This window comes from Paraburkholderia sp. JPY465 (assembly GCF_050436725.1).
Classification (GTDB): Bacteria; Pseudomonadota; Gammaproteobacteria; order Burkholderiales; family Burkholderiaceae; genus Paraburkholderia; species Paraburkholderia youngii.
Genome location: NZ_JBNDMT010000003.1, coordinates 3317193 through 3330007 on the forward strand (window position 1 = coordinate 3317193; position 12815 = coordinate 3330007).

Sequence of the window (12815 nt, forward strand, 5' to 3'; positions counted from 1 at the left end):
GTTCGCCTTTGCTTACGCCGAATCGAAGGACAAAGGGACGTCCGCATAGTGATTTCTGTGCTGACTATCAAATAGCTAAGGGGAATTGCGTATCTAACTGTTGATGGCGGTCATTCTGGTCGCCGATAGCTTTTCGCCCATTGCACTTGCTCGCATATTGGCAATACGAATAACGGCGCGGTATCTTCGGAACTTTAGACCTTTCGGTGCCCGAGCAGCAGCGACGGCGGCCCGTACCTAGCTTCTTGCCCCGGGGTCAAGTTGAGCGTTTAGAGAGCGTCTGCTAACGTAGCTGACGCTTCCAGCCACTAACAACGTATGCCACGCGATAACTTCAACAAGACCGTCGTCGAAAAACTAGCACGTCGCGTTGCCTTCGCATGTTCAAATCCAGATTGCAGGAATCAAACTGTTGGCCCCAAGGCGGGCCCTGAAGGCTTCGTTACCACAGGGGAAGCGGCACACATCACCGCGGCTGCGCCCGGCGGCCCCAGATACGACGCCGCCCTGACGTCGGCGGAGCGGTCCGCGTTCAACAACGGAATCTGGCTTTGTCGCAATTGTGCAGCACTCATCGACCGAGACGTGGAAGGCTACCCCGTCGACAAACTTGTGCAATGGAAGAAAACAGCCGAAGCGCGGGCGCTCCTACGCATAAACAAGCCGTCGATGCTCGATGCCGCTGCGTCTCTCGCAGACAGAGTCAACGTTTTGTCGGCGCGTGACGCGCTCTCACGCGTGGGAACAACGATGACCGCCATTGCACGGTCGCTCGAGGAGTTGGACCCGCGGTTCAGGGTAACAATCGCCCACGACGGTTCTGTTCCATCGTTCAGCATTGAACCTGTCGACGGACCCGTGAACGTCTCGATGAACCTTCGCGATAATGCCAAGACTCGACAGCTGATGCAGCGGTTGTACGAGTACGGACAACGCGTGACCCTTGACGGCAAAGACATCACGTTCAATGGGACGCCGTTGCTCGACGGCCTCAACGGGCAAACGCGACATGTCTCAATATCCAACCCGTTGAATTGTCATGCCGTCGTCAAGCTCTCCGTCGCCTCAAAGAAAAAGAAGGAACTTGAGTTTCTTGACCAGGGTTCAGCAACACTGTCCTCAGGTAACAAAGGTTTCTCCTGCGACGCTCAGCTCTTCGGCGGCTGTTTGGCGCTTTCGGTTACCTCTGACGGCCAGCGCTTCCATGTTACAGCCACACCAACCTTCGAGCGCTGGGTCGGGCGAGGAATTAAGGTACTCCCGTATTTTGACCAGTTGCGAAAACTTCGAGACGCCGCTCGTCTGGGATTGCAAGTTGACATAGTCGTTGAGGTCGAAGGACAAAGACTTGCAGCAGGCCACGGCAAATTGCCGATGGCTTCCCTTGGCTATGGACTGCTGGACTTCGTCGAAGAGATGCGTGTGATTCTGCACCAGTCGCCAATCGACATCACGATGCCGAAGGAACTCGACATAACGGCGGAGGACATCGACCGCGTGCACCAGCTTGCAGGACTTCGACACATCTCGGCTGGCAGCATGATGACCGCAACAGTCGAGCCACAGACAGAACATGAGGTTGAGTCGCTGCTGCGGTCAATATCCGTGAGTCGACCCACGGCAATGCGTCTCGCCCAACTGCTCGACGTTCACGCGTTTGGAGGGCTGCTGTCGGAGAAGGAAATTGCCGTGGAGATTTCGCATGTTGTCATGACAGCCGGACGCAAAAAAATCAGGCTTGGGCAACCGGTGTCGGTCAAGTTCAGAGCGACGCGGGACAGCAAGGTCAGCTACGTGCTCCTGTGACGGCGGTCACGCCGCTACAGGAGGGTAAGTGCCAGGAAAGATTCGCGAGTCTCGGGGCTGAGGCACGGTTCGCTGCAGGTCTTCGAGCTTGCATTTCGCTCAGGCACTTTTGTCGGTCGCGATTCGCTGGCTTTCCGTGGTGGCTTTACTCCAGCCACTTTTTGATGTTGTCTGCCATGACGTTCGTCGAGATGCCGTAGCGGTCGTGAAGCGTCGGCAGAGCGCCAGCGTCGAGGAACGCGTCCGGGAGCGCAACCTGCCTAAAGGCGCACGAGACGCCAGACGTCAACAGAGTCGTGGCAACGGCTTCGCCAAGTCCGCCAATGACCGTGTGGTTCTCTGCGACCACGACCATGCGCCCGCTTCGCTTCGCCTCACGAATGATTGTTTCAGTGTCGAGCGGCTTAATGGTTGGAACGTGAAGAACGGCCACGTCGACCTTGTCCGTTTCAAGCGCTTTCGCAGTCTCGAGCGCCCGCATCGTCATAATGCCTGACGAGATGATGAGCACGTCATTGCCGTCGCGAAGCATCTTCGCCTTGCCGATTTCAAACTGATAGTTGTACTCGTCCAGTACCGCCGGCACGTTGCCTCGCAAAAGACGCGCATATACCGGCCCCTTGTGAGCAGCGATTGCTGGCACCATTTGCTCGATGTCGAGCGCATCGCAGGGGTCAATAACCGTCATGTTAGGCATTGCTCGCATAAGCGCAAGGTCTTCGGCAGCCTGGTGGCTAGGCCCATAACCTGTCGTCAGGCCGGGCAGCGCGCAGACGATTTTGACGTCAAGGTCATCTTCCGCGATGGTCTGGTGAATGAAGTCGTAAGCACGGCGCGTCGCGAATACGGCGTACGTGGTGACAAACGGCTGAGCGCCTTCATGAGCGAAACCAGCGGCCGCCCCCATTAGCAGCTGTTCGGCCATCCCCATCTGATAATAGCGGTCGGGGAACTCTTTGGCGAAGATGTGCAGGTCGGTGTACTTACCGAGGTCCGCAGTCATTCCGACGACGTTCGTCTTCGTTCTTGCGAGGTCGACAAGTGCATGACCAAAGGGTGCCGAACGGGTAACCTGCCCTTCCCCAGCGATGGACGCAATCATCGCTGACGTCTTGAGGCGAGGCTTTTTATCGATGACCGAGCTCATGCTTTTCTCCCTGCGAAAGTCTCATCAAGTGCTTCCAGTGCCAGCTTCCATTCATGTGCATCCACACGAATGAAGTGGTTCTTCTCGCGCTCCTCAAGGAACGGCACGCCACAGCCCATCTTCGTATCGCATACGATAATGCGCGGCTTCGCTTCCTTCAAATTCCGGGCGTTGTCAAACGCTGCCTTGACGGCATCGATGTCATTGCCATTGACACGTTGCACGTGCCAACCGAAGGCCTCCAGCTTTGGAACGAGGGGCTCGAAGGCCATAACCTGCGTCGACGGCCCGTCGGCTTGCTGGTTGTTGACATCAATCATCGCTATGAGGTTGTCCAGCTTCCAGTGGGCTGCAGACAACAGGCCTTCCCAGATAGCTCCCTCATCAAGCTCGCCGTCGGAAAATAACGTGTAGACGAACGACTTCGAACCCTTGCGCTTCAGTCCCAGACAACGGCCGACCGCGATGGTTAATCCCTGCCCAAGTGAGCCGCCCGACATTTCCATGCCCGGGGTGTAGCTGGCCATCCCCGACATCGGCAGTCGGCTGTCGTCGCTACCGTACGTTTCGAGCTCCTCTTGCGGCAGAATGCCAGCCTCAAAAAGAGCCGCGTAGAGCGCGATGGCGTAATGGCCGTTGGACAGAAGGAAGCGGTCGCGCTCCTCCCAGTCAGGCTCCGCTGAACGGTAGTTCATTGCGCCGAAGTACGATACGGCCAGCACGTCGGCGATATCCAACGCTTGTCCGATGTAGCCTTGGCCTTGCACCTCGCCCATCAGCAGGGCGTTGCGCCGGATTCGATATGCACGCTCAGCGAGCGACAAGTCCTCGATAACGGGAGTGCTCATTTGCTTGTCTCCTTAGAAGGATTGGGTTCAACGATTGACGGTCTTGGCGGGCACGAAGAAAACCAGCACCGCTCCAAGCGCGACAGCTGAAGAGATGAAGATGAGGCCTGCGGTCGCTTTTCCTGTGAGGTCATTGAGCCATCCGACGATGGCCGGCGAGAAGAAGCCGGCAAGATTGGCGAAACAATTGACGGCTGCAATACCGGCTGCGGCAGACATGCCACCCAGGACCGCAGTAGGTAAAGCCCAGAAGAGCGACGACGAGGCCAGAATGCCTGCCGCTGCGACGCTTACACATACAATCGAGGCGCCTATGCTTCCAAGCAGCGGCAGTGTTGCGAACCCCGCAGCCGATACCAACATCGGAATAGCCAAATGGAGTCGGCGTTCACGACGTTTGTCGGCGCTGGTACCAAGAATGGGCAGTGCGACGATGGCGCAGATATACGGAATCGCGGTCAAGATGCCTACCCACAGCGGGTCAGCAACGCCAGTGCGACGGATGATGGTCGGGAGCCAGAACGTCAGGCCATACTGCCCAAGGACAACACAGAAGTAAATCGCAGCCATCAACCACAGACGACGGTCGCCAATGAAGGAACGGATGGACACATGCTCCGTCGTCTGCATCCGGTCGTTTTCCACATTGCGCTTCAACAAAGACTTCTCGTCGTCAGATAACCACTTCGCGCTGGCGATTCCGTTATCGAGATAGAGAATGATTGCGAAGCCAAGAACTAGCGAAGGGAGTGCTTCCAGCATGAAGAGCCACTTCCACCCCGCCAGCCCCTGCACGCCTTGGAACGCGTGCATAATCCAGCCGGACAGCGGCCCCCCGACTATTCCGGCCAACGGAATTGCCATGAAGAACATAGAAAGAGCCTTCGCGCGCCTGGCCGAAGGGAACCAGTACGTGAGGTACAAGATGACGCCCGGCGCAAACCCCGCCTCTGCAACGCCCAGCAAGAAACGCAGAATGTAGAAGACAGTCGGCGACTTTACGAACACGAAGCTCGCAGAAATCAGAGCCCAGGTCAGCATGATACGGGCGAGCCAATTGCGCGCGCCTACCTTGTGCAGGATGATGTTGCTGGGCACTTCAAAAAGGAAGTAGCCGAGGAAGAAGATGCCCGCTCCGATGCCGTACACCGTTTCGGAGAAACGGAGGTCGTTGAGCATCTGCAGTTTCGCAAAGCCCACGTTCACCCGGTCGAGGTAAGCTCCGAGATAGCAAAGCATCAAGAACGGAATGAGTCTTCGCGCGACCTTTGCATAGGTCTTCGCCTCAAAGGTCGTTGCATCGCTGGACGCAGAAAGCCCAGCGCCATATCCTGGCGCAGCGAGTTTCGATTTCACGGGTTGTCTCCTGTCGGCCATACTCAGCCAAGACTGAGCTCGGCGGCAAGCCGTTGGTGCCGTTTGAAAAGGCCCTACGCCTCGGTTCATCCGAGTGCGTCGTCTCGTGCGCCTTGACGGCAGGCGCACGCGGCTTAAGTCAGTGAATGAGCATGCCGCCGTTCACGTCGAGCGTAATGCCGGTCAAGTAGGTCGACAGACCGCTCGCGAGGAACAGGCATGCATTGGCGATGTCAGTGGCTTCACCTAGGCGGCCAAGAGGAATCCCTTTGATGATGTCCGCACGCATCTCAGGGGTCAACTTATCGCCAGTAATATCCGTTTGGATAAGACCAGGCGTGATTGAATTCACGCGGATATGGTCGGCGCCGAACTCCCGTGCCATGGCCTTTGCGAGACCAAGAACGCCCGCCTTTGCAGCGCTGTAATGCGGGCCACCGAAGATGCCGCCACCGCGTTGCGCGGAAACCGACGACATGCACACGATGCTGCCATTCTGCCGCTTCTTCATGTGCGGAATGACTGCCTGTGACATGTACAGCGTACCCAGCAAGCTCACGCCGACCACTGCGTCGAAGTTCCCGCGTGTAATTTCAAGCGTCTTGATAGGCTGAGTGATACCCGCGTTGTTCACGAGCGCATCGATGCGGCCATATTTCGCCGCGACTGCATCGGCGGCAGCGATACACGCCTCTTTGTCAGTGACATCGCACGCCAGCCCAAGATGCCCTTGGCCAAGGTCACGCGCCGCGCTCTCTGCGTCGGCCTGATTCAAGTCCAGAATGGCAACGCGTGCGCCTTGGGCGGCCATGACCTTGGCCGTAGCCTTGCCGATGCCGCGAGCGGATGCGGCGCCCGTGACGACGACAACTTGATTCTCGAGCAACATGTGAATGTCTCCGTTGATGAACTTGGTGTATGACGAAGTTTGTCCGCCGACAGCCATTGCATCAACGCAGTTTCCTTCAACCGAAGCTGAGAAATTTTCAGAATGCTGGTGTTTTCCCTAGGCCGGACGTCTGCTGCGCTCTATTTCGTCCTCAATCCACGACAAGAACTTAGCGACGCGCGGTAACTCCGCATTCTGCCCCGGGTAAACGAGATGGTGCGCTGCAACTTCGACGGAGTAGCTTCTGTCGAAAATCTGGACGAGCGCGCCTTCGCGGATTTTCTTCGAAGCCATCATCGTGCTTTCGAGCGCAATTCCAAGCCCAAGCGAGGCCGTTTCGATGGACATGTACGAACGGTCAAAAGAAAAATCAAACGTCTTGTTAGTACCGGCTACCCCGTGACGTCCGAACCACTGTCTCCATTGAACGAGCGGTGTTTCTGAGTAGATGAGCCGATGATTGAGCAAATCTTCAGGAGCAGACAGCGGGTGACGCTCGAGATACTGAGGCGAGGCCAGCGGAGCGATGAACTCTCCTCGGACAGTTTTCACCTCGAGGTTGCTCCATCCGCCGTAGCCATGGCGTATATCGATATCGTAATAGCCGTTGGAGAAGGAGACGTCCTCATAGGAGCACGCGACGTTCAGCTGAACGTCTCCATTCGTCTCCTGAAAGAAAGACAGCCTTGGCAACAGCCACATGAGCCCGAAGCTTGGGCTCGAGTGCACGCGCAGGATGTCAACTTCCTTCCGGCTAGATGCCCTTTCAGTTGCTCGACTCAAGTCAGCCAGGGAGCCCGTTACATCGGCCAGATAGCGCTCACCGGTCGGCGTGAGGATGAGTCCACGCCCGGTTCGCTGAAACAGGGGCTGTCCAACCATCGTTTCCAGGTTGCCCAGTTGGTGGCTTACCGCGGACGCCGTGAGGTCGAGTTCCTCAGCAGCACGGTTGACGCTCTTTGTCCGAGCGATGCATTCGAACGCGATGATGGATTTCAGGGGAGGGATTCGCATCGTCAAATTTATTTCAGTCGCAGTTGAAGAAAACTGCATTGCCTTGAGACGGTCGTCGCTGCCATTCTGATTGCCAACGGCGGGGCGCAGAACACCATAACCAACGCTTCGTGTCAGCCCAGCGATACATCGGGTAATCGCTTATATAAACATTGCGCAGTGCAACAACTGTGCAGGAGACATCTATGCATTATCGGTCCTTCCTTGCGATTCCGCGACTCCGCCCTGAGCACGCAGTATGGCGGGTAACGCGCCGGCGCCCATCCCAGTAGAAAACAGTTGACGCTGCCTTGTCCGTAGTTGGATGAGAAGCGATAGTTCTTCCCAGCTGAAGCCACGGCACCTTTTCCGCCTTCTATCTCGATGCATGCAACGCTCCGGCAAGCGCTCGGAGACGTTCGCTCGCGTCCATTCGCGACGGAGACACGAAATGCCTCAACAGCAGAATTTGTTGGTTGCGCGTTCAATCGTGAAGAATTTTGGGCCTACCAAGGTTCTGAAGGGTTTTGATTTGTCCATTGCGGCTGGAGAAGTGCATGCGTTTCTCGGCGGCAATGGTGCAGGCAAGTCGACCTTCATCAAAATTATCTCCGGGCAACACCAGCGCGACAGTGGCACGCTAGAGTTCGCCGGCCGCAAACTTGACAGTCTCACCGTTTCCCCAATGGAGACGGGAGAGATTGCGGTGGTCAATCAAGAGCTCGCGCTCCTCCCGCATCTATCAGTCGCCGAAAACATCGCGATGCCTCGCCTAAATCGTGCTCTTGGCACGTACAGCGAGCGAGCGTCGCGCACACTCGCGATTGAAGCGCTTTCTTTGATAGACCCTCAGTTTGCTCGTGAGTCCGTCGGACGCGTCGTGGGCGACTTGACCCTGCACGAGCGGCAACTAGTCGAAATCGCTCGTTCCCTCCGCTCCGGTGCGAAGCTATTGCTCCTCGATGAGCCGACGGCCAACTTAACGGCGGCCGAAACGGGGCGGCTATTCGCCGTCATTCGCAAACTCATATCAGAGACAAAACTCGCAGTTCTTTTCGTCTCTCACCGAATGCGTGAGATTCGTCAGATTGCGGACGTTTGCACCATCATTCGCGACGGCAAGACGGCTGTCGACCGTGTTTCGCTGGGCGCCATCACCGACCGAGAAATCGTCGAATTCATGGGACAAAACGTCGAGCCAGACCAACGCGCGGAACATGAAGCTGACAACGCCGTACAGGTGCAACACGAAGCTGCGACGAGGGGTGCGAGCAGAAACGTAGTGGCGCCGCTTGTTGTCAAGCTCGACGAAATCAACCTTGAGATAGGTGCTGGGGCCATTATTGGTCTAGCTGGTGCGCCTACCGGACCTTTGGGTTTAATCGAGGCCCTCACCGGCCAAGTTCGGAATACGCACTGGGACGTCGAACGCGCCGGAGCGGTGGTTACACATCAGAGTCCGTCGTCGGCCGCCCGTGCTGGTGTGGGCTACATCTCCGGAGACCGGGCGAACAAGGGCATCCTGGCAACGCTACCCATCATCGACAACCTGGCGGCAGCCCGCAGGGTTGTCGAGCGCAGAGCCATCACGCGAGCAAAGGAAGTTCAACAGGGACAAAGCCTGCTCGATGCGTTGAGGATTCGTGCGGATTCCCTTTGGGATTTGCCTGCAACGCTTAGTGGTGGCACCCAACAAAAAATCCTTGTGGCGCGCTGGCTCGCTCTAAAGCCGCACCTCCTTGTTCTCGAAGAGCCGACTCGCGGCGTAGATATCCGTACGAAGCGCGAGATTTATGCACTCATCCGAAAGCTGGCTGCGCAAGGCACGTCTGTGGTTTGGTGGTCCACAGAGTACGTTGAGTTAGTCGAACTCTGCGACACAGTACTAGCTTTTGACTTATCGGGACGCCCCACCGGGGTCCTTCGTCACGCCGACGTGAACGAAACGAATCTAGCTAACGCAACTGGCATGGCCGCCTGACGGGCCGGAGCTGCGGAATCAAAAGATTAGACACGGAGACAATCATGAAGACCGTCACAGACTCGATTGGAAGCGAAGCACGTCACCCCGGCGGCGGGGTCCGCCGCGTGCTGTCAACGTACAGAACTGAAATCGCCATCGCAATCGCCATCGTCGTCATCGAGCTGGCGGTGGGGGCGGTGGTTCCGGCTGCGCTGTCGAGCGGCAACATCGCTAACGTTGCGCAAGCGGCTGCACCGCTCATCATTATGGCGTTTGGCGTCCTCCTCGTGATTGTCACGGGTGGCATTGACCTGTCCGTCGGCTCTGTCTTCTCCTTAACCGGGATGGTCACCGGCCTTGCTATGTCGCACGGCCTGGGAGGCGTTGCAAGCAGCGTTGCCGGCCTTGCGGTAGGACTTGTGATTGGCGCAATCAACGGCGCGTTGGTCACCTTCGTGGGGCTTGCGCCGTTCGTGGTTACGCTGAGCACTTATGCCATCGCCGGAAGCCTTTCATTCATCGTCACGGACGGCCACTCACTGCCAATCACCGACTCCAACTACTGGCTTTTGAATTCCGGAACACTTGTCCCGGGAATCGTGAACTACGTACTTTGGTGTGCGTCGCTGCTCATCGTCATCGAGTTCTGCTTGCGCAAGGTGGTAGCCGGCCGTTGGTTATATGCCGTCGGCAGCAGCAGTTCGTCAGCAAAAGTCATCGGCATCCCTGTGAATGGCGTTCGTCTGTCTGCTTATGTTCTCTCGGGCGTGCTCGCATCCTTCGCGGGGATTGTGAGCATTTCCTACATCAGCAATGCTGAAGCGACTGCGGGGTCAAGCCTGATGCTACAAGCAATTGCGGCGGTCGTGATTGGCGGTGCGAGCCTTTTCGGCGGAACAGGGTCAGCTATTGGTGCGCTTCTCGGTGCGCTAATGATAACCATCATCCAAAACGGCGCGAACCTGATTGGCGTCAACAGCTTTTGGCAAGGCACCGTGACCGGTGTCGTCATTCTCATCGCGGTTCTCGTCGACCGCGTCACCAAGGCACGGCGATAAGTCGGCTGCACAAACTTAGCAAGGAGACAGGAATGAAAGCGCTCGCCCTCAGGAACAACGGCAACAGCGGAGCCCGCCTGACGAAATTCGTCGCGTGCACTGCCATGGCTCTCGCGACGTTTGCCTCACAGTCAGCATTCGCGCAAGCCAAGCAGACGGTGGCCTACATCGCACCGTCTCTCGATATTTCGTATTGGCAGTGGGTCGCCTACGGCGTCAAGGAACGCGCGAAGGAACTTGGCATGAACTACGTCGAGTTAACGTCGGAGAACTCGCCTGCTAAGCAGATGGACAATGTCAAGACCGCCCTCACCCGAGGAGTCAGCGCAATTGTAATGGGACCGGTTAGCTCGACAAGCACGCCGCCCGTTCTCAGACTCTTGAAGGAAAAATCGGTTCCGATTGCCTTTGCGGGTATTGGACCGCAGGCGGGCCAGACGGACTTCACGTCTGCGGTGACGGCAAACAACTACGAGACCGGCAAGGCGCAGGGCTCCTATGTGTGCAAATTGGCTAAGGAGCGCGGCGGGAACAAGATTGCGATGCTTTCGCTGCCGCAAGACCGCGAGAATGCACAGAAGTACATGAAGGGAGCTAAAGAGTCGTTCGCAGCCGACGGTTGCGACCTTGTTCAAGTCCTTGAGACCCATGGTTTGACTGTAAATGAGGCGGTATCTCAGGCGAACGACATCCTCACTGCGCATCCCGACGTGAAGGCCATCTATGGCATGTACGACGAAGCAGCCACCGGTGCCGCGAAAGCGCTGCAGACTCGAGGACTGACGGGAAAGGTGGCCGTTGTCACTGCCGACGGCAGTCCAACGACGATTCGCCTTCTGCGTGAGGGCGCCATCCAGGGAATCTTCCTTCAGGAAGCAGTCGGTCAAGGTGTCGACGCAACGACGCAAGTTTATAACGCTCTCAACAAGAAGCCGACGACTCAGGAGCTCGCCCTGAAAGAGCCGCTCGTTACGAAGGAGTCCATCGACCAACCGAGCATGCAAGCAACCGTGAAGCGGGTCTATCCTCCGTCGGCCGGTAGTTATTAACGTCTGCAATGTTAAGGGCCGCCCAACCTATGGGTGGCACCGAATGTCCACCAAGAACAGCTCCGGAGGCATCATGGACAATTTTCCCATCATTGACCCGCATCACCACCTGTACGACCTGAAGACCGGCAACTATCCATGGTTGCAAGGTCCCATGCTCAAGCGCGTGTTCGGAGACTATTCGGCGATTCGCACCGACTACCTCATCGAAAACTTCCTCGCCGATATCAAAAATCAGAACGTCGTCAAAACTGTTCACCTGCAAGTCGAGTATGACCACAATGACCCGGTCGCGGAGACGCGCTGGTTGCAGAGCGTTGCTGACACGCATGGCTACCCGCACGGCATCGTCGGATTTGCAGATTTGTCATCTCCGAACTTGCAGGAAGTGCTCGAAGCGCATCTTCAATATCCAAATGTTCGCGGAATCCGGCAGTGTCTGAACTTCCATAGCGACCCAGTTAAGACATTTATCGACAGCCCTCATTTGATGAGTGACCCGCAATGGCGCGCCGGCTACGCTTTATTGAAGCGATACGACCTGTCATTCGACCTGCAGCTCTACTACACGCAAATGGAGGAAGCGACAGCTCTGGCGCGAGACTTCCCTGATACCCCTGTCGTCCTAAACCACACGGGCATGCCCGTCGACAGGCTTGCTGAAGAGGTGCACGCCTGGAAGCGAAGCATGACGCTTCTTGCTAACGCTCCTAACGTCTTCTGCAAGATATCGGGCCTCGGAATGGGCGATTGGAAATGGACCGTCGACAGCATCCGTCCATTCGTTTTGCATGCGATTGAGGCGTTTGGCGTCGGGCGATGCATGTTCGCGAGCAACTTTCCAGTCGATAAGCTGTTCAGCAGCTACGACGACATATTCAACGCCTTCAAATCCATCACGAAAGACTTCTCGACGAGTGAACGAGCCGCGCTCTTTCACGACAACGCGGAACGCGTGTATCGCCTTTAACATCCTTCAATATCCGGAAGTCGGACCGTCGTGGAGTCCCACACGCAGCCGAAACTCGGCCGGAGTCGTCGTTGTGGCGGCTGTCATGTCATCTCCTTTCGCTGTTACTTTGCAGTGTAGGTAGCGCGATACGTGACACGCGTCGAAGTAATTGGGCTCCGGCGACTTGGGCAGGTCGAAATCGAGACCGAGCTATGAAGGAGACCGTCCGCCAGTGAATAGACCAAAGGCGTGCACCTCGACGCTTGGCCTTCTCGACCAGGCGTCTTGCATAACCGTCGTCATGCAGACGTTCTGGGCCTGCTCGTCAACCTGAGCTTGCACGCCCCGTCCGCCGAGCCGCGGATGTCTAAGCTGCCACTCAACGTTCGATGCCGACCGAGAGCGTCGCGACATACAGAATCCAGTTGTCTGCAAGCCCCACATGAGTCCCGGTGAGCCGGTGAGCGCAGCCTGAACGCCGCCCCAACCGAGATGACCTACGACCATGATATGACGTACCTTAGAACGTCTACCGCATACTGCAAGCACTCGAGACAGTTCGAGTCGAACGGCGATACCACGTTGGCCATATTCCTGTGGACGAACAACTCGCCTGGTCGCAGACCTTCCAGTCCGTTGGCCGGAATGCGACTGTCAGCGCAACCTATCCACAGCTATTGCGGGGCCTGCTGCCCACTAAGGAACTTGAGGAATCCGGGCTTGGTAGCTCCGATTCCCGCGAACCAACGCCGGT

10 protein-coding genes and 1 pseudogene are annotated in these 12815 nt (G+C 57.1%); 5 read left to right on the plus strand and 6 right to left on the minus strand.

Annotated elements, in window-relative coordinates; translation table 11 throughout:
* Positions 1-318 precede the first annotated feature (318 nt).
* A complete protein-coding gene (locus QFZ94_RS29970) occupies positions 319-1806 on the plus strand; it encodes a hypothetical protein (RefSeq protein ID WP_429461328.1) in 1488 nt (495 codons plus the stop codon).
* A 145-nt stretch (positions 1807-1951) separates the two neighbouring features.
* Here QFZ94_RS29970 and QFZ94_RS29975 read toward each other — a convergent pair whose 3' ends face one another.
* The 5 genes from QFZ94_RS29975 to QFZ94_RS29995 all read right to left on the minus strand — a co-directional run bounded on the left by QFZ94_RS29975 (position 1952) and on the right by QFZ94_RS29995 (position 7060).
* Complete coding sequence (locus tag QFZ94_RS29975; RefSeq protein ID WP_429461330.1) at positions 1952-2953, minus strand: transketolase family protein; 1002 nt, start codon at positions 2951-2953, stop codon at positions 1952-1954.
* Complete coding sequence (locus tag QFZ94_RS29980; protein ID WP_429461332.1) at positions 2950-3801, minus strand: transketolase; 852 nt, start codon at positions 3799-3801, stop codon at positions 2950-2952. Before QFZ94_RS29980 ends, QFZ94_RS29975 begins: the two co-directional genes overlap by 4 nt.
* A 27-nt stretch (positions 3802-3828) precedes the next feature.
* On the minus strand, positions 3829-5157 hold the full coding sequence (locus QFZ94_RS29985; RefSeq protein ID WP_429461334.1) for an MFS transporter: 1329 nt from the start codon (positions 5155-5157) through the stop codon (positions 3829-3831).
* A 139-nt stretch (positions 5158-5296) separates the two neighbouring features.
* Complete coding sequence (locus tag QFZ94_RS29990; protein ID WP_429461336.1) at positions 5297-6046, minus strand: SDR family NAD(P)-dependent oxidoreductase; 750 nt, start codon at positions 6044-6046, stop codon at positions 5297-5299.
* Between the two features lie 117 nt (positions 6047-6163).
* Positions 6164-7060 carry a LysR substrate-binding domain-containing protein gene (locus tag QFZ94_RS29995; RefSeq protein ID WP_429461338.1) on the minus strand — a complete coding sequence of 299 codons (897 nt, stop codon included), beginning with the start codon at positions 7058-7060 and terminating at the stop codon, positions 6164-6166.
* Between the two features lie 430 nt (positions 7061-7490).
* Here QFZ94_RS29995 and QFZ94_RS30000 point away from each other — a divergent pair, with 430 nt between their 5' ends.
* The 4 genes from QFZ94_RS30000 to QFZ94_RS30015 all read left to right on the plus strand — a co-directional run bounded on the left by QFZ94_RS30000 (position 7491) and on the right by QFZ94_RS30015 (position 12079).
* Complete coding sequence (locus tag QFZ94_RS30000) at positions 7491-9020, plus strand: sugar ABC transporter ATP-binding protein (protein WP_429461340.1); 1530 nt, start codon at positions 7491-7493, stop codon at positions 9018-9020.
* Between the two features lie 44 nt (positions 9021-9064).
* Positions 9065-10060: an ABC transporter permease gene (locus tag QFZ94_RS30005; RefSeq protein ID WP_429461342.1), complete on the plus strand. Its 996-nt coding sequence runs from the start codon at positions 9065-9067 to the stop codon at positions 10058-10060.
* A gap of 32 nt (positions 10061-10092) precedes the next feature.
* A complete protein-coding gene (locus QFZ94_RS30010) occupies positions 10093-11109 on the plus strand; it encodes a substrate-binding domain-containing protein (RefSeq protein WP_429461344.1) in 1017 nt (338 codons plus the stop codon).
* A gap of 73 nt (positions 11110-11182) precedes the next feature.
* Positions 11183-12079: an amidohydrolase family protein gene (locus QFZ94_RS30015; RefSeq protein ID WP_429461346.1), complete on the plus strand. Its 897-nt coding sequence runs from the start codon at positions 11183-11185 to the stop codon at positions 12077-12079.
* A gap of 192 nt (positions 12080-12271) precedes the next feature.
* Here the strand turns inward: QFZ94_RS30015 and QFZ94_RS30020 are convergent.
* Positions 12272-12735: pseudogene (locus tag QFZ94_RS30020) on the minus strand (carbonic anhydrase).
* Positions 12736-12815 lie beyond the last annotated feature (80 nt).